This is a genomic window from Aromatoleum tolulyticum, assembly GCF_900156155.1.
GTDB lineage: Bacteria > Pseudomonadota > Gammaproteobacteria > Burkholderiales > Rhodocyclaceae > Aromatoleum > Aromatoleum tolulyticum.
On the sequence record NZ_FTMD01000004.1, the window covers coordinates 40,871 to 62,399 of the forward strand.

The following is a 21,529-nucleotide window of genomic DNA, read 5'->3' on the forward strand; positions in this document are numbered from 1 at the left end:
GCATCCCGGCATTCCCGCCGGGATTGCGCTAAAATCGCGAATTCGTTCCGCCCTCCGGGGCGGATCCCCCCTGAATACAATTCCGCTGGAGAATCCCACCATGTCCATGGCTGACCGCGACGGTTTCATCTGGCAGGACGGAAAACTCGTGCCGTGGCGCGAGGCGACGACGCACGTCCTGACCCACTCCCTGCACTACGGCCTGTCCGTATTCGAGGGCGTGCGCGCGTACAAGACCGCCAAGGGCACTGCGATTTTCCGCCTCCCCGAGCACACCCAGCGCCTGATCAACTCCGGCAAGATCTACATGATGGACATTCCTTTCTCCAAGGAAGAACTCATGGAAGCCCAGCTGGAAGTCGTGCGCGCGAACAAGCTCGAATCCTGCTACCTGCGCCCGATCGCCTTCTACGGCTCGGAAAAGATGGGCATCTCGACACGCGGCGCGCGCGTGCACGTCGCCATCGCCGCGTGGCCGTGGGGCGCCTACCTCGGCGAGGAAGGCCTCGAGAAGGGCATCCGCGTGAGGACCTCGTCCTTCGCGCGCCAGCACGTCAACGTCACCATGGCGCGCGCCAAGCTCGCCAGCACCTACGCCAACTCCATCCTCGCGAACCTCGAGGTCACGCAGGACGGCTATGACGAAGCGCTGCTGCTCGACACCCAGGGCTTCGTCGCCGAAGGCGCGGGCGAAAACCTCTTCGTCATCAAGGACGGCGTGGTCTATGAACCCGAAATCGCCTCCGCGCTGACCGGCATCACGCGCGACTCGGTGATCAACGTGGTGCGCGAGCTGGGCCTGCGCTTCGAATCGCGCCGCATGACGCGCGACGACATCTACATCGCCGACGAAGCCTTCTTCACCGGCACCGCGGCCGAAGTCACGCCGATCCGCGAACTCGACAACCGCACGATCGGCGCCGGCAAGCGCGGCCCGATCACGGAAAAGATCCAGGCGCGCTTCTTCGACATCGTCAATGGCCGCGCCCCCGAATACGAGCGCTGGCTCTCTTTCATCTGAGGACGCATTCGCCATGGCCGAAAACCAGGACAAGAACCAAACGATCGCCGTCACCGCGCACGACCTGCCGCTGTACTGCCCGCGCCCCGACGCGCCGTTGTGGGCGCGCCACCCGCGCGTCTTCCTCGACGTGCTGGCCGAAGGTGAAGCCGTCTGCCCGTACTGCAGCGCCAAGTACGTGTTCACCGGCGAACACCCGAAGGGTCACCACTGATCCAGAGGGACGCATGAACCGACAATGGGGGCAGCAATGCCCCCATTGCTTTTCCGATCCAGCCCATCGTCCGAGCAACAAGTGAACAAACCCGTCTACACCACCGCCCTGGAGGCCGAGACGGCCTTTTACGATGCGCTCGCGCGCTCCGACCTGGACGCGATGATGCAGGTGTGGTCCGAAGACGACGAGGTCGTGTGCATCCACCCGGACGGCGCCCGCCTCGTCGGCCTGCGCGCCGTACACGAATCCTGGCGCCAGCTATTCTCCGGCGGCACCCGCCTCACGGTCAGCGTTTCCCAGCGAGTCACCGCAGGCAACTCGCTGCTCGCGACGCACAACGTCATCGAACACGTTGCCCTCCCGGGCGACGACCGCATGCCCCCGCCGATGATCGCGACCAACATCTACGCCAGCGGGCCGCACGGATGGAAGATGATCATGCACCACGCCTCGCCGGCCCCCGAAATCCACCACGCCGGCATGCAGGACGGCCCGCGCATCGTGCACTGATTCCGTCGATGCGGCGCCGCAACATGCCCTTATGCTTTTTCCGCCGTTCCGACACATCTGCATCACGCAACTGCGCTATCCTGCGCACCTCGGCGGACCCGACGCGCCCGAGCGTCGGGCCCGGCCCCGCCCCCGAACTCTGCACAAGAACACGCCGACCATGACATCGACCTCCTACGCCGTCCCGGCAGCTGAAATCTTCAAGGCCTACGACATCCGCGGCATCGTCGACCGCACCCTCACCGCGGACGCCGTGCGTGCCATCGGCCACGCCCTCGGCTCGGAAGCCGTGGCGCGCGGCCAGCGCGCGATCGCCGTCGGCCGCGACGGACGCCTCTCCGGCCCCGAGCTCGCCGGCGCGCTGTCCGACGGCATCCGCGCCGCCGGCGTCGACGTCGTCGACATCGGCTGCGTGCCCACCCCGCTCACCTACTTCGCCGCCTACCAGCTCGGCACCGACTCCTGCGTCAGCGTCACCGGCAGCCACAACCCGCCCGACTACAACGGCCTGAAGATGGTGCTCGGCGGCCAGACGCTGTACGGCCCCCTGATCCAGGACCTGCGCCGCCGCATCGCCGACAACGACCTCGCCCACGGCGCTGGCCGGCTGCGCCAGGAGAACGTCGTCGACGCCTACCTCGAACGCATCGTCTCCGACGTCAAGCTCGCCCGCCCGATGAAGATCGTCATCGACTGCGGCAACGGCGTCGCCGGCGCCGTCGCCCCCGAACTCTTCCGCCGCCTCGGCTGCGAAACCGTCGAACTCTTCTGCGAGGTCGACGGCACCTTCCCGAACCACCACCCCGACCCGTCCAAGCCCGAGAACCTGCAGGACGTGATCCGCGCCCTGAAGGATACCGATGCCGAACTGGGCCTCGCCTTCGACGGCGACGGCGACCGCCTCGGCGTCGTCACCAAGGACGGCGAGATCATCTACCCCGACCGCCAGCTGATGCTGTTCGCGGCCGACGTGCTGTCGCGGGTGCCGGGCGGCGAGATCATCTACGACGTCAAATGCACCCGCAACCTCGCCGGCTGGGTGCGCCAGCACGGCGGCAAGCCGACGATGTGGCAGACCGGCCACGCCCTCGTGAAGGCCAAGCTCAAGGAAACCGGCGCCCCGCTCGCCGGCGAGATGAGCGGCCATGTGTTCTTCAAGGAACGCTGGTTCGGCTTCGACGACGGCCTCTACGCCGGCGCCCGCCTGCTCGAGATCCTGTCGCGCCACGCCAACCCCAGCGCCGTGCTGAAGGGCCTGCCGGAGGCGGTCAGCACGCCGGAACTCAACATCAAGATGGCCGAAGGCGAACCCTTCGAACTCGTGCGCCGCCTCAAGGAAGCCGCCCGCTTCGACGGTGCCACCGAAATCATCACCCTCGACGGCGTACGTGTCGAATACGCCGACGGCTTCGGACTCGCACGTCCGTCGAACACGACGCCGGTGGTCGTGCTACGATTCGAAGCCGACAACGAGACCGCGATCGCACGCATCCAGAACGCCTTCCGCAGCGCGATCGACCAAGTCTGGCCCGGCCTCAAGCTGCCGTTCTAAGAACATCCGATAACAACAATAACAACAAACACCAGGCCCCGATCACCGGCAACCACCGGCGATCGGGGCCTTTTCCTTTCACACGGAACAAACCCCACACACCCATCTCCGGCACCATGCCAGGCGTCGTCGCCTTCCCCCGCAGGGCTGTCGCGAGCGCCGCCGGCCGGGCCGTTGCGGGGGAAGGACGGCGGCGCATGTCTGAGGGCGCGCAGCGCCCGAGTTTGCGCCGACGCCCCCGCAACGGTCTGGTCGGCGGGAAGCCGAAGGCCGCGAACGTCTGCCCGGAGGGGGAAGGCGACGCCGCCGACCACGGAGTCCCGCACGCCAACAAACCGCGCCCCGGAAGTAGAAGAGCCCCGCCGGCCAAAGACCGACGGGGCTCCCGAGAGACATCGCGAAGAGGCGAAGGCTTACAGCTTACCCGCCACCCAGTCCGCGACGCCCGCCAGCGCTGCCGGCAGCTTCGACGGCTCGGTGCCGCCCGCCTGCGCCATGTCCGGCCGTCCGCCGCCCTTGCCGCCGACCTGTTGTGCGACGAAGTTCACCAGTTCGCCGGCCTTCACCCTGCCCGTCTGGTCCGCCGTCACGCCCGCAATCAGGCTCACCTTGCCGTCGGCCGCCGACGCCAGCACGATCGCCGCCGACTTCAGCTTGTCCTTCAGCTTGTCCATCGTCTCGCGCAGGGTCGGCACGTCGGCACCATCCAGCATCGCCGCCAGCACCTTGACGCCTTTCACGTCGGTCGCCTGCGCCACCAGATCGTCGCCCTGACTCGCCGCCAGCTTCGACTTCAGCCGCGCCAGCTCCTTCTCCAGCGCCCGCACGTTGTCCAGCACCGCCGCCACGCGCTCGGCGACCTCGTCGGGCTGCGCCTTCAGCAACGCCGCCACGCCCTGCACGCGCCGCTCCTGCTCCTGCACATAGTGCAGCGCCAGCTCGCCCGTCACCGCCTCGATCCGGCGCACGCCTGCCGCGACGCCGCCTTCCGACAGGATCTTGAACAAGCCGATATCACCGGTCCGCGCGACGTGCGTACCGCCGCACAGCTCCCGCGTCGAACCGATCGTCATCACCCGCACCTCGTCGCCGTACTTCTCGCCGAAGAGCATCATCGCGCCGGTCTTCTGCGCCTCCTCGATCGGCATCACGCGCGCATCGGTCGCCGCATTGGCGAGGATCTCGGCATTGACGATCTCCTCCACCTCGCGGATCTCCTCCGCCGTCATCGGCGCGGTGTGCGCGAAGTCGAAACGCGTCTTGTCCGGATCGACCTGCGAACCCTTCTGCTGCACGTGCGCGCCCAGCACCTCGCGCAGCGCCTTGTGCATCAGGTGCGTGACCGAGTGATTGCGCTGCGTGCGCGCACGCGCCGCCGCATCGACCTTCGCCGTCACGCCCTGGCCAACCGACAGCCGGCCCGTCTTCACCACGCCGTGATGGCCGAACACCGTGGCCTGGATCTTCTGCGTGTCCTCGACCGCAAAGATGCCCGCCGCGCCGCGCAGCTCGCCGCGGTCGCCGACCTGGCCGCCCGACTCGGCATAGAACGGCGTGTTGTCCAGCACCATGACGCCGATTTCGCCCTCGACCAGCTCGTTGACCGGCGCGCCGTCCTTGTACAGCGCCAGCACGTTGCCGCGCTCCTCCAGCCGCTCGTAGCCGTGGAAGGTCGTCGCCGGACCGTCGTAGTCGAGGTTCGCCGCCATCTTGAACTTGCCCGCCGCGCGCGCCTGCTCCTTCTGGCGCGTCATCGCCGCGTCGAAGGCCACCGCATCGACGGTCACGTCGCGCTCGCGGCACACGTCCGCGGTCAGGTCCAGCGGGAAGCCGTAGGTGTCGTGCAGCTTGAACGCCGTCTCGCCGTTGAACACCTTGACGCCGGCCGCCGCCATCGCCGCCAGCTCGGCCTCGAGGATGGTCATGCCGTTCTCGATCGTCGCGAAGAAGCGGTCCTCTTCCTGCTTCAGCACCTCGGACACGCGCGCCTGGGCGGCCTTCAGATCGGGATAGGCCTCGCCCATCTCGACCACCAGATCCGCCACCAGGCGGTGGAAGAATGCCACCCGCGCGCCCAGCTTGTAGCCGTGGCGGATCGCGCGGCGGATGATCCGGCGCAGCACGTAGCCGCGCCCCTCGTTGCCGGGGATCACGCCGTCGGCGATCAGGAAGGAACAGGCGCGGATGTGGTCGGCCAGCACCTTCAGGCTCGGGCTGTCGAGGTCCGCGACCTTGGTCTCGCGCGCCGCCGCCTTGATCAGGTTCTGGAACAGGTCGATCTCGTAGTTGCTATGCACGTGCTGCAGCACCGCCGAGATGCGCTCGAGGCCCATGCCGGTGTCCACGCTGGGCTTGGGCAGCGGATGCATCACGCCCGCCTCGTCGCGGTTGAACTGCATGAACACGTTGTTCCAGATCTCGATGTAGCGGTCGCCGTCCTCCTCGGGCGAGCCCGGAGGGCCGCCCCAGATCTCGGGGCCGTGGTCGAAGAAGATCTCGGTGCACGGCCCGCAGGGGCCGGTGTCGCCCATCATCCAGAAGTTGTCCGACGCGTAGCGCGCACCCTTGTTGTCGCCGATGCGGATCACACGCTCGGCGGGCACACCCACTTCCTTGGTCCAGATGTCGTAGGCCTCGTCGTCCTCCGCGTACACCGTGACCCACAGCTTGTCCTTCGGCAGCTTGAATTCGCCGGTGAGCAGCTCCCACGCGTAGGCGATCGCGTCGCGCTTGAAGTAGTCGCCGAAGCTGAAGTTGCCCAGCATCTCGAAGAAGGTGTGGTGCCGTGCCGTGTAGCCGACGTTCTCGAGGTCGTTGTGCTTGCCGCCGGCGCGCACGCATTTCTGCGAGGTCGTCGCGCGCGAGTACGGACGCTTGTCGAAGCCGAGGAACACGTCCTTGAACTGGTTCATCCCCGCGTTGGTGAACAGCAGGGTGGGATCCTCGTGCGGCACCAGCGAACTGGAGGCAACGATCTGGTGGCCTTTGGATTCGAAGAACTTGAGGAACTTCTCGCGGATTTCAGCGCTTTTCATGGATGAGGTTCGCCTCGGCTGCGTCGACACAGCGGAATTCGTAAAAAGATGAATTCTAACTCCAACTGCCGTCACGCCGCCGCCGGGCGGTCTCACCCGCTTCTCAGGTCAGATGCACCGCTACCGGGATCGCTGCCACCGCGCCCGGCGCTCGCGCAAGCGTGGCGGGAATCGAGATGAAGGCACATGTCATCACCAGCAGCACGCTGCCGGCGACGACACTGAGCAACTGGCCGAAGAACTCCGTTTCGCTGAACTTCATGATCCCGTCCTCGTGTGGGTTCGTACAGAGGCAAGGATACGGTTCGCGAATGAATGCCGACTGAACGGGGCAGATGCGCTGCGACGCTTCCCCTATAATCGGCCGACCCGCACTTACAGAGGACAAGGAGCACATGGGACACCGACTTTCCAAGATCTACACCCGCACCGGCGATGCCGGCACCACCGGACTCGGCGACGGCAAGCGCGTGTCCAAGAACAGCCTGCGCATCCATGCCCTCGGCGAAGTCGATGAACTCAATGCCGCGATCGGCGTGCTGTTGTGCGAGGAACTGCCCGAAGACGTGCGCACGCTGCTGACCGACGCGCAGCACGACCTCTTCGACCTCGGCGGCGAAGTGTGCATTCCGGGCATGAGCATGATCACTTCGAAGCAGGTCGAGAAGCTCGAACAGGAACTGGACCGCTTCAACGAACCGCTGGAGCCGCTCAAGGACTTCATCCTGCCCGGCGGCACCCGCCCCGCCGCGCTGGCGCATCACGCACGCACGGTGTGCCGGCGCGCCGAACGCTCGCTGGTCGCACTGGCGCTCGAAGAGGCGGTCAACGACGGTCCGCGCCAGTACCTCAACCGCCTCTCGGACCTGTTGTTCGTGCTCGGCCGCGTGCTCAACCGCGCCGGCGGCAGCGGCGACGTGCTGTGGCAAAAGCGCAAGAACGCCTGATCCGGCGCAGGCAGCAGCGGAAATAGTCCCCGCGCTGACGGCCGTCGCGCGCGGACCGCGGGTCGTTGCGGAGTGAAAGCCGCGCCACGCACGGACCCTTCGCCACGCCCGGACGGGCGGACCGGAAGGGTCCGGAACATTTCTCCGCGCCGGAACATTCCGGCGCGGATGCCCGCCTTACTCCAGATCGGCGCCGTGGCTCACGCGCCGCTGGCGCACCGCCTCGGCGAGGACTTCAAGAACCGTCACGGTGTCCTCCCAGCCGATACACGCGTCGGTGATGCTCTTGCCGTACTCGAGCTCCTTGCCCGGCACCAGATCCTGACGCCCGTCCTTCAGGTGCGACTCCACCATGACGCCGATGATGCGGTCCTCGCCCGCCGCCATCTGCGTACCGACATCGCGCGCGACGTCGATCTGCAGCCGGTGCTGCTTGCGGCTGTTGGCATGCGAGAAGTCGATCATGACCTTGCCCGGCACCCCCGACGCCGCGAGTTCCTTGCAGGCCGCGTCAACACTCGCCGCATCGTAGTTCGGTGTCTTGCCGCCGCGCAGGATTACGTGGCAGTCCTCGTTGCCCATCGTCGATACGATCGCCGAATGGCCGGCCTTGGTCACCGACAGGAAATGGTGCGGGGATTGCGCGGCCTTGATCGCATCGACGGCGATCTTCACGTTGCCGTCGGTGCCGTTCTTGAAACCGACCGGGCACGACAGTCCCGACGCGAGTTCGCGATGCACCTGGCTCTCGGTCGTGCGCGCGCCGATCGCGCCCCACGAAATCAGGTCGCCGATGTACTGCGGCGTGATCATGTCGAGGAACTCGGTCCCGGCCGGCAGGCCCATCTCGTTGATTTCCCACAGCAGCTTGCGTGCAAGGCGCACGCCTTCGTTGATGCGGAAGCTGTTGTCGAGGAAAGGATCGTTGATCAGCCCCTTCCAGCCGACAGTGGTGCGCGGCTTCTCGAAATACACGCGCATCACGACGAGGAGTTCGTCCTTGAAGCGGGCCGCCTCGGCCTTCAGCTTGCGTCCGTATTCGAGCGCAGCATCGATGTCATGGATCGAACAGGGCCCGATCACGACCAGCAGGCGGTCGTCGGCGCCGAACAGGATGCGATGGATCGCCTGCCGCGCCTCGAACGCCACTTCCGCAGACTTCGGGGTCGCAGGAAACTCGCGCAGCACGTGCGCGGGCGGCACCAGCTCCTTGATTTCCTTGATGCGGACGTCGTCGATGTGGATCTTGACTGAAGCGGACATGGCGAAAACTCTGCAGAGTGGCATTGGCAAGCTTTCGATTCTAGCCGAAGATCGGCGTCCGCCGTGGCTCCGGACCACACGGCAGGCAATGACGACGGACAACCGAGACGCGACGGAATAATCCCGGCAGCAGACCTGTTCATGCATTACCAGCCACCATCGAGGAACCCGATCATGAACACGTGCCGCCAGCCCGGCGACGGGAGCAACAACGTGTGGCACACCGCCTGCCCCTGACAATTGCCCCGCATGTTCTCCGACGATGCCCTTCTCGCCGAAATCCCGCGCCTGCGCCGCTATGCGCGCGGCCTGACGGGCGACGCCGCACGCGCCGACGACCTCGTGCAGGACACGCTCGAACGCGCCCTGCAGAAAGGGCGCCTGTGGCGCCCGGGCAACCTGCGCGCCTGGCTGCTGACGATGATGCACAACGTGTTCGTGAACCAGTACCGCGCCGCGGGCGCCATGGACTTCCGTCCCCCCGAAGACCTGCCCGAGATCGCGGTACGCCCCCAACAACAGGACGGGATCGAGCTGCGCGAGCTGGAGCGCGCACTGCAGCAGCTGTCCCCCGAGCAACGTGAAGTGCTGCTGCTCGTCGCGCTGGAAGACATGAGCTACGAGGACACCGCCCGCATCCTCGGGACGCCCATCGGCACCGTCATGTCGCGCCTGTCGCGCGCGCGCGAACGCCTGCGTCAGGTGCTTGCCGGGCAATCCGCCGTACCCGACTACCTGAAGGTTGTGAAATAGCCATGCCCCGCCCGATCTGCGAAGACGATCTGCATGCCTGGGTCGACCGGCGACTCGACGCCGCCCGTCGCGCCGAGGTCGACGCCTGGCTGGCCGAGGATCCGGCACGCGCCGCGCGCATCGAGGAATGGCGAGCAAACAGCGAAGCGCTGCGCAGCGCCTACGATCCGCTCCTCGCCGAGCCGGTCCCGGCACGCCTGCGTGCCTCGCTCGAACGGCGCCGGCCCGCGCGCCCCCTCCGCTTCGCCGCCGTTGCCGCCTGGATGACCGTCGGCGCGCTTGCGGGCGCGGGCCTCGGCTACCGCCTGGGTCAGTCCTCCGCCACCGATGGCGACACCCTCGCATCCCTGCCGCATCGCGCCGCGGTCGCCCACGCGGTGTATTCGCCCGAAGTCCGCCATCCCGTCGAAGTCGGCGCAGACCAGGAACAGCATCTCGTCGCCTGGCTGACGAAGCGCCTCGGCGCCCCGGTGAAGCTGCCCGACCTGCGCGAGCAGGGCTTCGCGCTGCTCGGCGGCCGCCTGCTGCCTGCTGCCGACGGCCCCAGCGCCCAGTTCATGTACGAGAACGACGGCGGCCGCCGCCTCACGCTGTACCTCAGCGTGCGCGACGACGGCGCCGGCACGACCGCCTTCCGCTACGCACAGCAGGGCGACGTGGGCGTGTTCTACTGGGTGGACGGCCGCTTCGCCTACGCGCTGTCCGGCCAGTTCGGCCGCGACACGCTGCTGCCGCTCGCGAACAGCGTCTATCACCAGATCGCTCCCTGACGGTCGCCCCGCATCGAGCGGGGCAAATTCCCCAACCAGCCGGAACTTCGGCATCATGCGGATGCCGAACGAGCAACCTTTCATCCCATGAAGTGACGCGATGCGAATCCTCAGGCCCAGCGACATCCTGCCGTCGGAAATCACCCCGCGAGCCCTGTTCGAGGACCGGCGGCGCTTCCTCCTCGGCGCCGGCGCGACGCTCGCCGCCGGTGCCGCGATGTGGGCCGGACTTCCATCCGAAGCGCGCGCCGCGGCAGCCAAGCTCGGTCCGCTGGCACGTTCGCCGTTCAGCAGCGACGAGCCCCAGACGCCGTACAAGGCGGTCACGACCTACAACAACTACTACGAATTCGGCACCGACAAGGAAGACCCCGCCGCGAACGCCGGCAAGCTGACGGTGCGCCCGTGGACGGTGCGCGTCGAAGGCCTTGCGGGCAAGGCTCGCACCTTCGACATCGACGACCTGCTCAAGCTCGCGCCGCTCGAGGAACGCATCTACCGCCTGCGCTGCGTCGAGGCATGGTCGATGGTCATCCCGTGGGTCGGCTTTCCGCTGTCGGCGCTGCTCAGGCAGGTCGATCCGCAAGGCAGCGCAAAGTACGTCGAGTTCGTCACCCATTACGACCCGAAGATCATGCTGCGCCGCCCGGTGCTCGACTGGCCTTACACCGAGGGCCTGCGCATCGACGAGGCGATGCATCCGCTGACGCTGCTCACGCTCGGACTGTACGGGGAAGTGCTGCCGAACCAGAACGGCGCGCCGGTGCGCGTCGTCGTGCCGTGGAAATACGGCTTCAAGAGCGCCAAATCCATCGTCGCGATCCGCCTCGTCGACAAGGAGCCCCGCACCGCGTGGAACAAGTCCGCGCCGAGCGAGTACGGCTTCTATTCGAACGTGAACCCGAACGTCGACCACCCGCGCTGGAGCCAGGCGACCGAGCGACGGATAGGCGAATTCCGCAAGCGCCCGACGCTGATGTTCAACGGCTACGCCGAACAGGTCGCGAACCTGTATCAGGGCATGGACCTGCGCAAGTCCTTCTGATCCGCACGATGACCAAGACCCCGTCCGCCGCCCGGCTCGCCGCGATCAAGGCCCTGCTGTTCGCCCTGTGCCTCGTGCCGTTCGCGCTCTACACGCAGCGCTGGTTCGACGACGCCCTCGGCGCCAACCCCATCGAGGCGATCACGCGCGGCAGCGGCGACTGGACTCTGCGCTTCCTGCTCATCACGCTCGCCGTCACCCCGCTGCGCAAGCTCACCGGGCTCAACTGGCTGCTGCGCCTGCGCCGCATGCTGGGCCTGTTCGCGTTCTTCTACGCCAGCCTGCACTTCACGACGTATTTCTGGCTCGACCAGTTCTTCGATCTGCAATCGATCGCGCACGACATCATGAAGCGCCCCTTCATCACCGTGGGCTTTTCGGCCTTCGTGCTGCTGATCCCGCTCGCCGTCACGTCGAACAACTACGCGATCCGGCGCCTCGGCGGACGGCGCTGGCAGTCGCTGCACCGCGCGGTGTACGCGATCGGCATCCTCGCGATCGTGCATTACTGGTGGCTGGTGAAGGCCGACATCCTCGAACCGATGATCTACGGCCTGATCCTCGCCGCCCTGCTCGGCATGCGCGGCTGGTGGCGCGAGCAGGAGCGCCGCCGCCAGATCGCCGCGAGCATGCCGCGCCCGATGCCGGGCGGGAAGGTCATCCCGCTCGTCGCAAAATCACCCAGATAGCCAACCGTTAAAGCCTCCCATCTGCCGGAAACGCAGCCCCCGTTGCGGCGCGTTTCGTGCTGAGGCGTCCGCCACGCGCCAACGAAGCGCGAAATGCGGCGCGGCGGGGGCGGATCGAAGCCGAAAGCGCCCCAGTCCGCGAACACCTCAGCCCTGCTTCGGCCGGATCGCGTTCTTCGGCCGGAAGGCCTTGATCACGGCCTCGTCGGTCTCGACGTAGGGCCCGCCGATGAGGTCGATGCAGTAGGGAATGGCCGCGAAGATGCCGACGTGCGCGACCGAACCGTCGGCCGCACGCAGCCCTTCCAGCGTCTCGCGGATCGACTTCGGCTGCCCCGGCAGATTCACGATCAGCGACTTGCCGCGGATCACCGCAACCTGGCGCGACAGGATTGCCGTCGGCACGAAGTTCAGACTGATGCGGCGCATCTCCTCGCCGAAACCGGGCATCTCCCTCTCGCCCACCGCCAGCGTCGCCTCCGGCGTCACGTCGCGCACGGCCGGACCGGTTCCCCCGGTCGTCAGGATCAGCGAACACCCCACGGTGTCGACCAGCTCGAGCAGCGTACGCTCGATCATCGGCCGTTCGTCCGGGATCAGCCGCGTCTCCGCGCGCCACGGCGAAGTCAGCGCCTTCGCGAGCCAATCCTTCAGCGCCGGGATGCCCTGGTCCTCGTAGGTCCCGTCGGAAGCCCGGTCGCTGATCGAAACCAGGCCGATGGTGATTTCGTCGCTCATTGCGTCTCCCTCATTGCGTCTCCATAGCCCGCATTCTTCGGCTCATTCATCGGCGCCATCGTCGGCTGCGGCATCCGCTGCGCCGCCTTCGCCCGCCGCGGCGTCGAGATCGCGCAGGATGCGGAAGATTTCGCGAAACGCGCGCGGCGGCTTGTTCAGCTCGCGCTCCTTGATCGCATTGCGGCGCAGCGTGCGCAGTTGCTGGAAGTCGGCTTCCGGCCACAGCTCGCCGATCGCCTGCAGCGTCTTCTCGTCGTCCAGCAGATCGGCGCGCAGGCGCTCGAGGCGATGCTGACGTGCGATCTCCGCCTTCGAAATGCCGTTGAAGACATCCAGCTGCGCCTGGATCGGCGCCGGATCGACGTTGCGCATCAGCTTGCCGAGATACTGCATCTGGCGCCGGCGCCCCTCGTGGCTGGTGATGCGCTTGGCCTCGCGCACCGCGTCGGCAAGCGACTCGGACATCGGCACCTTCTTCAGCTGATCCAGCGACAGCGCCACCAGCTGCTCGCCCAGATCCTGCAGCGCATGCATGTCGCGTTTGCGCTGGCTCTTGCTCGGCCGCTCCGGAAACCCCGATTCGTCGTCCGGCAGCATTTCGTCGTCGTGGGCGTGGCTCATGAAAAGTACAGTCGGTGGGAACGGGGTAAGATTATAGCCTTTGCTCAACGGTCTCCCGCCCATGTCCGATCAAGGCTTCTCCTTTCCCTCCGACCGCCTGCAGGAAATCGCCAGCGACATCCTCAAGTTCGCGAAGAAGCGCGGCGCGTCGGCCTGCGAAACCGACGTCTCGGAAGGCTTCGGCCAGTCCGCGACGGTACGCAAGGGCGAAGTCGATACGATCGAGTACAACCGCGACAAGGGCATCGGCGTAACCGTCTACCTCGGTCAGCAACGCGGCCATGCGAGCTCCTCCGACTTTTCGAAGGCGGCCCTCAAGGCCACCGTCGATGCGGCGGTCTCGATCGCGCGCTTCACCGCCCCCGACCCTTGCGCCGGACTGGCCGATGCCGCGCTGATGGCGAAGGATTGCCCCGACCTCGATCTCCACCACCCCTGGCGCCCGAGCGTCGAAGAGGCCATCGCCGCCGCGCGCCGCTGCGAGGACGCCGCCTTTGCGGCCAGTCCGAAGATCACGAATTCCGAAGGCGCCAGCGTCTCGACGCAGGAATCGCACTTCGTCTCCGCCAACAGCAACGGCTTCATCGGCGGCTATGCCAGTTCGCGCCACAGCCTGTCATGCTCCGTCATCGCGGGCGAAGGCGACGGCATGCAGCGCGAGTACTGGTACGACACGCGCCGCGACGCCGCCGAGCTGATGTCGGCCGAATCGGTCGGCCGGCGCGCCGCCGAACGTGCGCTCGCGCGCCTCGGCGCGAAGAAGATCAAGACCTGCGAAGTGCCCGTGCTGTTCGACGCGGCGCTCGCCGTGTCGCTGATCGGCAACTTCGTCTATGCGGTGAGCGGCGGCTCGCTGTACCGCAAGTCCTCCTTCCTGCTCGACAGCCTCGGCCAGCCCGTGTTCTCGCCGCTCGTGAATATCTCCGAGCGGCCGCACCTGCCCAAGGGCTTCGGTTCCAGCCCCTTCGACAGCGACGGCGTGGCCACGCACGACCGCGAAGTCGTCACCGACGGCGTGCTGCAGGGATACTTCCTGTCGACCTACTCGGCACGCAAGCTCGGCCTGCAGACCACCGGCAACGCTGGCGGCTCGCACAACCTCATCGTCAAGCCCGGCGACATGGACTTCGCCGCGCTGGTCAAGCACATGGACCGCGGCCTCGTCGTCACGGAACTCCTCGGCCAGGGCGTCAATTACGTCACCGGCGACTACTCCCGCGGTGCCGCGGGCTTCTGGGTCGAGAAGGGCAAGATCAAGCACGCAGTGGAAGAAATCACCATTGCCGGCAACCTGCGCGACATGTTCCGCAACATCGTCGCCATCGGTAACGACGCGCTGCCGCGCGGCGCCAAGATCTGCGGCTCGGTCCTCATCGAGCGCATGAAGGTCGCCGGACGCTGAACGCCTCCGGCGCGAGCCCCCGCCGCGCAATTGTCGCAATTCCATCGTGCTGGGCTATGATTCGGCGCGCGATCCGGCGCGACTGCGTCGCATCCCGGGTCATCCCAGCGTCATTGTCTCGGTTCCAGCACGGATAACAAGGAGAGATCGTGGAACGTCGCAAGTTTCTCAAAGGGGCCGGCCTTGCCGGCGTGCTCGCCAGCGGCACCGCACCGGCAATCGTCCATGCGCAGGAAAACATCCGCTGGCGCCTTGCCTCGAGCTTTCCGAAGTCGCTCGACACCCTGATCGGCGCCGCCGAAGTGTTCGCGAAGAGCGTTTCGGACATGACTGGCGGCAAGTTTCAGGTCACCGTGCACGCGGCGGGCGAACTCGTCCCCGCGTTCGGCGTCGTCGACGCGATCCAGCAGGGCACCATCGAATGCGCCAACACCGCCCCGTACTACTTCTTCGGCAAGGATGAAGCCTTCGCGTTCGACTGCGCGATCCCCTTCGGCATGAACGAACGCCAGCTCAACGCCTGGATGTTTGACGGCAACGGCATGAAGCTGCTGCGCGAGTTCTACGCCCCGTACAACATCATCAGCTTCCCGATGGGCAACACCGGCGCGCAGATGGGCGGCTGGTTCCGCAAGGAGATCAAGTCGGTCGCCGACTTCAACGGCCTGAAGTTCCGTGTCGGCGGCTTCGGCGGGCGCGTGCTCGCCAAGCTGGGGATGATCTCGCAGAACATTCCCGCGGGCGAAATCTACTCGGCGCTGGAAAAGGGCGCACTCGACGCGACCGAATTCGTCGGCCCGCACGACGACCTCAAGCTCGGCCTCTACCGTGTCGCGCCCTACTACTACTACCCGGCGTGGTGGGAAGGCAGCGCCCAGACCACCCTGTACGTCAGCGCCAAGGCCTACAACGCGCTGTCGAAGGAATACCAGGCCATCGTGCGCAGCGCCGCCGCCGAGTCGCACGTCATCACCCAGGCGCGCTACGACGCACGCAACCCGCCCGCGCTCAAGCAACTGATCGCCGAAGGCGCGAAGCTCCGCCGCCTGCCGAAGGACGTGATGGACGCGGCGTTCAAGGCCTCGCGCGAAGTCTATGCCGAACTCAACGACAAGAACCCGAACTGGAAGAAGATCTACGACGACTACTCCCGCTTCATGAAGGAGCAGTACCAGTGGACCTCGATCGCCGAGAGCAGCTACGACCAGTACATGTCCGCACAGAAGCTCTGAGTTGCCGGCCGCAGACGGGGGGGCGGGCACCCGTGCCCGCCCCCCCGTCGCCGTTTGTTAGGGTTTTCCGCGGCTTTTTCGGCCTATTCCGAACGGAGTACCCTCGGCGCCATTACAACCAGCAACACACTGAGAGGAGACATCTCGTGGAACGTCGCAAATTTCTGAAGAATGCCGGCCTCGCCGGGATCATCGCTGCGGGCACGGCTCCTGCGATCGTCGGCGCACAACAGGCCATCCGCTGGCGCCTGGCGTCGAGTTTCCCGAAATCGCTCGAAACCCTCTTTGGCGGCGCCGAAACCTTCGCGAAGAACGTCACCGAAGCGACGGGCGGCAAGTTCACCGTCAGCGTGCATGCCGCCGGCGAACTCGTCCCGGCCTTCGGCGTCGTCGACGCGCTGCAGCAGGACACCATCGAGTGCGCACACACCGCGCCCTACTACTTCTTCGGCAAGGACGAGACCTTCGCGCTCGACTGCGCCATCCCCTTCGGCATGAATGCGCGCCAGATGGCCGCGTGGATGAACGAAGGCAACGGCATGAAACTGCTGCGCGAGTTCTATGCCCAGTTCAACATCGTGAACTTCATGATGGGCAACTCCGGCGCGCAGATGGGTGGCTGGTACCGCAAGGAGATCAAGTCGGTCGCCGACCTCAACGGCCTCAAGATCCGCATCGGCGGCTTCGCCGGCCGCGTGATCTCGAAACTGGGCGCCGTGCCGCAGAACATCCCCGCCGGTGAAATCTACCAGGCGCTGGAAAAGGGCACGGTCGACGCCGCCGAATGGATCGGCCCCTACGACGACCTCCGCCTGGGCCTGCACAAGGTTGCCAAGAACTACTACTACCCTGCGTGGTGGGAAGGCAGCACCCAGTTCTCGCTGCTCGTGAACGCGAAGGCCTACAACGGCCTGTCGAAGGAGTACCAGTCGATCGTGCGCCAGGCCGCCGCCGATGCTCACATCGAGGTGCTCGCCCGCTACGACGCGCGCAACCCGACCTCGCTCAAGCAACTCATCGCCGAAGGCGCCAAGCTCCAGCGCCTGCCCAAGGATGTCATGGACGCGGCATTCAAGGCGTCGCGCGAAGTCTATGCCGAGCTGAACGGCAAGAACCCGAGCTGGAAGAAGATCTACGGCGACTACTCGCGCTTCCTCGCCGACGCCTACCAGTGGCAAGGCATCGCCGAAGGCAGCTACGATCAGTACATGGCCGCACAGAAACTGTAAGCGACACCGGACGGCCCGCTTCGGCGGGCTGTTTGCACTTCCGCCGCCGGCCGTTGCGCGGCTGCACCGGCGATCCGGCGGGCATGGCCCCGTAGCCATGCTCCTGCGTTACCACCCGTTTCAGGCACGTATCCGATGGGAACTCTGCTCAAGTTGTCACAAACGATCGACGCACTCAGCCGGCTCATCGGCAGGATCGTCATCTGGTTCATCTTCGCCACAGCGGTGATCAGCGCATTGAACGCGGTGGCACGCAAGGCCTTCAACGTCGGCTCGAACGCCTTCCTCGAAATCCAGTGGTACCTGTTCGCCGCCGTGTTCATGCTCGGCGCCGGCTATGCCTTCCTGCAGAACGCCCACGTGCGCATCGACGTCGTCGCGGGGAAGCTGAGTGCGCGGGTGCGCAACATCGTGGACGTCATCGGCATCATCGTCTTCCTGCTGCCGCTGTGCTACTTCATGATCAGCTTCTCGTGGCCGGTCGTGCACGGCGCCTACGTTTCGGGCGAAGTCTCGTCCAACGCCGGCGGCCTGATCCGCTGGCCCGTCTATGCCATGGTCCCGGCCGGCTTCGCACTGCTCGGGCTGCAGGCGATCTCCGAACTATTCAAGCGCATCGCCTTCCTTACCGGCAAGGGGCCCGACAGTCTCGCCCACGACACGCATAACGACGCCGAGGAACACCTCCACGCCGCCGTCGGCGACACCCCCCCGAACAACGCTGCCGGCGAGTCCCAGAAATGATCGAATTCGTCTCCGCCAACATCGCCCCGATCATGTTCGGGGTCATCATCTTCTTCCTTCTGTCCGGCTTCCCGGTCGCCTTCTCGCTATCGGCCTGCGGCCTGTTCTTCGGCTTCGTCGGGCTCGAACTCGACATCATTCCGTCGACGCTGTTCCAGGCCCTGCCATTGCGGGTTTTGGGAATCATGCAAAATGAGAACTTGCTGGCAATTCCGTTCTTTACCCTTATGGGACTGATCCTTGAACGGAGCGGCATGGCCGAAGACCTGCTCGAAACCATCGGCCAGGTGTTCGGCCCGGTGCGCGGCGGTCTCGCGCTCGCGGTGATCTTCGTCGGCGCCCTGCTCGCCGCGACCACCGGCGTCGTCGCCGCCTCGGTGATCTCGATGGGCCTGATTTCATTGCCGATCATGCTGCGCTACGGCTACAGCCGCCCGATCGCCGCCGGCGTCATCACCGCCTCGGGTACCCTCGCACAGGCGATCCCGCCATCCCTAGTATTGATCGTGATGGCCGACCAACTAGGGCGGCCTGTTGGAGAGATGTATAAAGGCGCGATGATCCCTGCGCTTGCCTTGGTCGGCCTGTATGCGCTGTTCATCATCGGCCTGGCGATATTCAAACCCAAGACGGTGCCGGCGCTGCCCCCCGAGGCACTCGCCTACCGCGAACCGGATGGCAGCTCCGGCCTGCGCTCGCTCGGAGCGCTGACGATAGTCGTCACCGCCGCGTCGATTGCCCTGGGCAAGAACTACGACACGGTCCTCCACTGGTTCAAGGGGCCGGACGTGGTCGCGCCAGCCCTCGACGAAGTCATCGTCGTAGCACTGACCTTCGGCACGATCCTCGCCCTCGTCCTCGCCCTCATCAACAAGGGGCTGAGGATCGGCCTGCTGTCGCGCATCGCCGAGCGCGTCACCTTCGTGCTCATCCCGCCGCTGATCCTGATCTTCCTCGTCCTCGGCACGATCTTCCTCGGTGTCGCGACGCCGACCGAAGGCGGCGCGATGGGCGCGGTCGGCGCGATGATCATGGCCGCATCGCGCAAGCGCCTCGACTTCAAGACCCTGATCCAGGCGCTCGAATCGACCTCGCGGCTGTCGATCTTCGTGCTGTTCATCCTCGTCGGCTCGACGATCTTCAGCTTCGTGTTCACGGCTGTCGATGGTCAGAAGTGGGTCGAGCACCTGTTCGACCGGCTGCCCGGCGGCCAGCTCGGCTTCCTGCTGTTCGTGAACACCGTGATCTTCTTCCTCGGCTGCTTCATCGACTTCTTCGAGATCGCGTTCATCCTGATGCCGCTCCTCGGGCCGGTCGCCGACAAGATGGGCATCGACCTGATCTGGTTCGGCGTCATCATCGCGATGAACCTGCAGACGTCCTTCCTGACCCCGCCCTTCGGCTTCGCGCTGTTCTACCTGCGCAGCGTCGCGCCGGCCAACGCCTACCTCGACCGCATCACGAACAAACGCATCGAAGGGTTCAAGACCGGCGACATCTATCGCGGCTCGGTGGCCTTCGTGATCATCCAGCTGATCATGGTCGCCCTGGTCGTCGCCTTCCCCGAACTCGTCTCGGGCGGCCTCGACGAGAAGGCCAAGGTCGACCTCGACACCATCCAGATCCAGCAGCCCGCAGGCGAGAGCGGCTGGGGAGAGAGCGGCGGGGGCGCATGGAAGTGAGACCCACCCGCCTGTGCCTCGTGCGGCACGGCGAAACCGCGTGGAATGCGGAGCTGCGGCTGCAGGGGCACCTCGACGTGCCCCTCAACCTCACTGGCGAGGCACAGGCCGCGGCCACCGCCGCCAGCCTTGCCACCGTGCATTTCGCCGCCGTTTACTGCAGCGACCTGCAGCGGGCGCGCCAGACCGCCGTCGCCATTACGCGCAATCGCGCCGCCGCGGTCGAATTCCAGGACCGCCTGCGCGAGCGCCACTACGGCGCCTTCCAGGGGCTGACCTACGCCGAGGCCGAAGCCCGCTTTCCGGACGACTATCGCCGCTTCAAGCAGCGCGACCCGCATTTCACCTTCCCCGGGGGCGGCGAAAGCCTCGCCGAGTTCGCCGGCCGCGTCGAAGGTGTCCTGGCCGATCTTGCCGCCTCGCACAGCGGTCAGCAGGTCCTGGTCGTCACGCACGGCGGCGTGCTCGACATCGTCCATCGCCTCGCCGCCGGCAAGCCGCTCGACGCCCCGCGCGACTTCACCATCCCGAACGCCGCCCTCAACTGGATCGAATACGACGGCACGCGCTGGCACCTCGTCAGCTGGGCCGACAAGCGCCACCTCGAAGCGTCCCGCGACGAACTGCCGAACGCGTGACGCCGAGCCTTCGCGGCACCGGGCGCCGGCGATCGTCGCGCCCCCCGGCCGGCGTTTCATCCGCACTCCCCGTGCGTGCTAAACTCCGCCTTTAATCACCCCTTCGAGACCGTTTCATGTTCTCTGCGCAAGACACCCTCGCCAAGGTCGATCCGGAACTGTGGGCAGCCATCCAGGCCGAAAACCGCCGTCAGGAAGACCACATCGAACTCATCGCCTCGGAAAACTACGTTTCCAACGCCGTGATGGAAGCGCAGGGATCCCAGCTGACCAACAAGTACGCCGAAGGCTATCCGGGCAAGCGCTATTACGGCGGCTGCGAGCACGTCGACGTCGCGGAGCAGATCGCGATCGACCGCCTCAAGAAGCTCTTCGGTGCCGATGCCGCGAACGTGCAGCCGAACTCCGGCTCGCAGGCCAACCAGGCCGTGCTGATGGCCTTCGCCAAGCCCGGCGACACCATCATGGGCATGAGCCTCGCCGAAGGCGGCCACCTCACCCACGGCATGCCGCTGAACATGTCGGGCAAGTGGTTCAACGTCGTCGCCTACGGCCTGAACGAGAAGGAAGAGATCGACTACGACCAGATGGAGCGCCTCGCCCGCGAGCACAAGCCGCGCATCATCGTCGCCGGCGCCTCCGCCTACTCCCTGCGCATCGACTTCGAACGCTTCGCGAAAGTCGCGAAGGAAGTCGGCGCGACCTTCTGGGTCGACATGGCCCACTATGCCGGCCTGATCGCCGCGGGCTACTACCCGAACCCGGTTCCGCACGCCGACGTCGTCACCTCGACCACGCACAAGACGCTGCGCGGCCCGCGCGGCGGCATCATCCTGATGAAGGCCGAGCACGAGAAGGCGATCAACTCCGCGATCTTCCCCGGCCTGCAGGGCGGCCCGCTGATGCACGTCATCGCCGGCAAGGCCGTCGCCTTCAAGGAAGCGCTGACGCCGCAGTTCCGCAACTACCAGGAACAGGTCATCGCCAACGCGCGCGTGATGGCGCGCGTGCTCGGTGAGGAGCGCGGCCTGCGCATCGTCTCGGGCCGCACCGAAAGCCACGTGTTCCTCGTCGACCTGCGCGCGAAGAACATCACCGGCAAGGCCGCCGAGGCCGCGCTGGGTGCCGCGCACATCACCGTGAACAAGAACGCCATCCCGAAGGACCCGGAAAAGCCCTTCGTCACCTCCGGCATCCGCATCGGCTCGCCGGCGATGACCACCCGCGGCTTCACCGAGATCGAGGCCGAGCAGATCGCGCACCTGATCGCCGACGTGCTCGACGCCCCCGAAGACGAGGCGGTCCTCACCCGCGTTCGTGGCAAGGTCGCCGAACTGTGCGCCAAGCACCCGGTGTATGGGAAATAATCCGCGGACAACGAGTCCTGCGTGAATAACCGGGGTGTGCCGTCCTTGCACGGCACACCCCGTTTTTTTGTGCG

At 66.3% G+C, this 21,529-nt stretch carries 21 protein-coding genes; 16 read left to right on the top strand and 5 right to left on the bottom strand.

The features are described 5' to 3' along the window. The first annotated feature begins 100 nt into the window (after positions 1–100). The 4 genes from BW991_RS07140 (at position 101) to BW991_RS07155 (ending at position 3,300) form a co-directional block, all read left to right on the top strand. Positions 101–1,021: a branched-chain amino acid transaminase gene (locus BW991_RS07140; RefSeq protein WP_076601411.1), complete on the top strand. Its 921-nt coding sequence runs from the start codon at positions 101–103 to the stop codon at positions 1,019–1,021. Positions 1,022–1,034: 13 nt separating this feature from the next. Next, a complete protein-coding gene (locus tag BW991_RS07145; RefSeq protein WP_076601412.1) occupies positions 1,035–1,235 on the top strand; it encodes a zinc-finger domain-containing protein in 201 nt (66 codons plus the stop codon). An 81-nt stretch (positions 1,236–1,316) separates the two neighbouring features. After that, on the top strand, positions 1,317–1,748 hold the full coding sequence (locus BW991_RS07150) for a YybH family protein (protein ID WP_076601413.1): 432 nt from the start codon (positions 1,317–1,319) through the stop codon (positions 1,746–1,748). Positions 1,749–1,908: 160 nt separating this feature from the next. Beyond that, positions 1,909–3,300, top strand: coding sequence for a phosphomannomutase/phosphoglucomutase (locus BW991_RS07155; RefSeq protein ID WP_076601414.1), 1,392 nt, complete (start codon positions 1,909–1,911; stop codon positions 3,298–3,300). Positions 3,301–3,713: 413 nt separating this feature from the next. Here the strand turns inward: BW991_RS07155 and alaS are convergent, their stop codons facing one another. Together alaS and BW991_RS23845 are read right to left on the bottom strand one after the other, a co-directional pair. After that, positions 3,714–6,335 carry an alanine--tRNA ligase gene (gene alaS, locus BW991_RS07160; RefSeq protein WP_076601415.1) on the bottom strand — a complete coding sequence of 874 codons (2,622 nt, stop codon included), beginning with the start codon at positions 6,333–6,335 and terminating at the stop codon, positions 3,714–3,716. A 103-nt stretch (positions 6,336–6,438) separates the two neighbouring features. Further along, positions 6,439–6,597: a hypothetical protein gene (locus tag BW991_RS23845; RefSeq protein ID WP_170879063.1), complete on the bottom strand. Its 159-nt coding sequence runs from the start codon at positions 6,595–6,597 to the stop codon at positions 6,439–6,441. Between the two features lie 133 nt (positions 6,598–6,730). Here BW991_RS23845 and BW991_RS07165 point away from each other — a divergent pair, with 133 nt between their 5' ends. After that, positions 6,731–7,282, top strand: coding sequence for a cob(I)yrinic acid a,c-diamide adenosyltransferase (locus BW991_RS07165; protein WP_076601416.1), 552 nt, complete (start codon positions 6,731–6,733; stop codon positions 7,280–7,282). 177 nt (positions 7,283–7,459) lie between these two features. On the opposite strand, the gene aroG is transcribed toward BW991_RS07165, so the two are convergent. Beyond that, entirely contained in the window at positions 7,460–8,545 is a 1,086-nt protein-coding gene (gene aroG / locus BW991_RS07170; RefSeq protein ID WP_076601417.1) for a 3-deoxy-7-phosphoheptulonate synthase AroG, read from the bottom strand. Positions 8,546–8,794: 249 nt separating this feature from the next. Between aroG and BW991_RS07175 the strand changes: the two genes are divergently transcribed. The 4 genes from BW991_RS07175 to BW991_RS07190 all read left to right on the top strand — a co-directional run bounded on the left by BW991_RS07175 (position 8,795) and on the right by BW991_RS07190 (position 11,802). Beyond that, complete coding sequence (locus BW991_RS07175) at positions 8,795–9,298, top strand: sigma-70 family RNA polymerase sigma factor (protein ID WP_076601418.1); 504 nt, start codon at positions 8,795–8,797, stop codon at positions 9,296–9,298. 2 nt (positions 9,299–9,300) lie between these two features. After that, a complete protein-coding gene (locus BW991_RS07180; RefSeq protein WP_076601419.1) occupies positions 9,301–10,068 on the top strand; it encodes an anti-sigma factor family protein in 768 nt (255 codons plus the stop codon). 100 nt (positions 10,069–10,168) lie between these two features. Further along, positions 10,169–11,113 carry a protein-methionine-sulfoxide reductase catalytic subunit MsrP gene (msrP, locus tag BW991_RS07185; RefSeq protein ID WP_076601420.1) on the top strand — a complete coding sequence of 315 codons (945 nt, stop codon included), beginning with the start codon at positions 10,169–10,171 and terminating at the stop codon, positions 11,111–11,113. A gap of 8 nt (positions 11,114–11,121) precedes the next feature. After that, positions 11,122–11,802: a protein-methionine-sulfoxide reductase heme-binding subunit MsrQ gene (locus tag BW991_RS07190; protein WP_076601421.1), complete on the top strand. Its 681-nt coding sequence runs from the start codon at positions 11,122–11,124 to the stop codon at positions 11,800–11,802. 147 nt (positions 11,803–11,949) lie between these two features. On the opposite strand, the gene mog is transcribed toward BW991_RS07190, so the two are convergent. Continuing rightward, positions 11,950–12,540, bottom strand: a complete 591-nt coding sequence (gene mog / locus BW991_RS07195) for a molybdopterin adenylyltransferase (RefSeq protein WP_076601422.1) — start codon at positions 12,538–12,540, stop codon at positions 11,950–11,952. Between the two features lie 42 nt (positions 12,541–12,582). Then, positions 12,583–13,161, bottom strand: a complete 579-nt coding sequence (gene yjgA, locus BW991_RS07200; RefSeq protein WP_076601423.1) for a ribosome biogenesis factor YjgA — start codon at positions 13,159–13,161, stop codon at positions 12,583–12,585. Positions 13,162–13,222: 61 nt separating this feature from the next. Here yjgA and pmbA point away from each other — a divergent pair, with 61 nt between their 5' ends. The 7 genes from pmbA (at position 13,223) to glyA (ending at position 21,455) form a co-directional block, all read left to right on the top strand. After that, complete coding sequence (gene pmbA / locus BW991_RS07205; RefSeq protein ID WP_076601677.1) at positions 13,223–14,563, top strand: metalloprotease PmbA; 1,341 nt, start codon at positions 13,223–13,225, stop codon at positions 14,561–14,563. Positions 14,564–14,712: 149 nt separating this feature from the next. After that, the gene (locus BW991_RS07210) at positions 14,713–15,795 is read left to right on the top strand and encodes a TRAP transporter substrate-binding protein (RefSeq protein WP_076601424.1); all 1,083 of its coding nucleotides are present in this window, start codon (positions 14,713–14,715) and stop codon (positions 15,793–15,795) included. A 146-nt stretch (positions 15,796–15,941) separates the two neighbouring features. Beyond that, positions 15,942–17,024: a TRAP transporter substrate-binding protein gene (locus BW991_RS07215; protein WP_076601425.1), complete on the top strand. Its 1,083-nt coding sequence runs from the start codon at positions 15,942–15,944 to the stop codon at positions 17,022–17,024. A gap of 135 nt (positions 17,025–17,159) precedes the next feature. Next, positions 17,160–17,768, top strand: coding sequence for a TRAP transporter small permease subunit (locus tag BW991_RS07220; protein WP_076601426.1), 609 nt, complete (start codon positions 17,160–17,162; stop codon positions 17,766–17,768). Continuing rightward, positions 17,765–19,450: a TRAP transporter large permease gene (locus tag BW991_RS07225; RefSeq protein ID WP_076601427.1), complete on the top strand. Its 1,686-nt coding sequence runs from the start codon at positions 17,765–17,767 to the stop codon at positions 19,448–19,450. The genes BW991_RS07220 and BW991_RS07225 overlap by 4 nt, the downstream gene beginning before the upstream one ends. Further along, a complete protein-coding gene (locus tag BW991_RS07230) occupies positions 19,441–20,088 on the top strand; it encodes a histidine phosphatase family protein (protein ID WP_076601428.1) in 648 nt (215 codons plus the stop codon). Before BW991_RS07225 ends, BW991_RS07230 begins: the two co-directional genes overlap by 10 nt. A gap of 116 nt (positions 20,089–20,204) precedes the next feature. Then, positions 20,205–21,455, top strand: a complete 1,251-nt coding sequence (glyA, locus tag BW991_RS07235; protein WP_076601429.1) for a serine hydroxymethyltransferase — start codon at positions 20,205–20,207, stop codon at positions 21,453–21,455. Positions 21,456–21,529 lie beyond the last annotated feature (74 nt).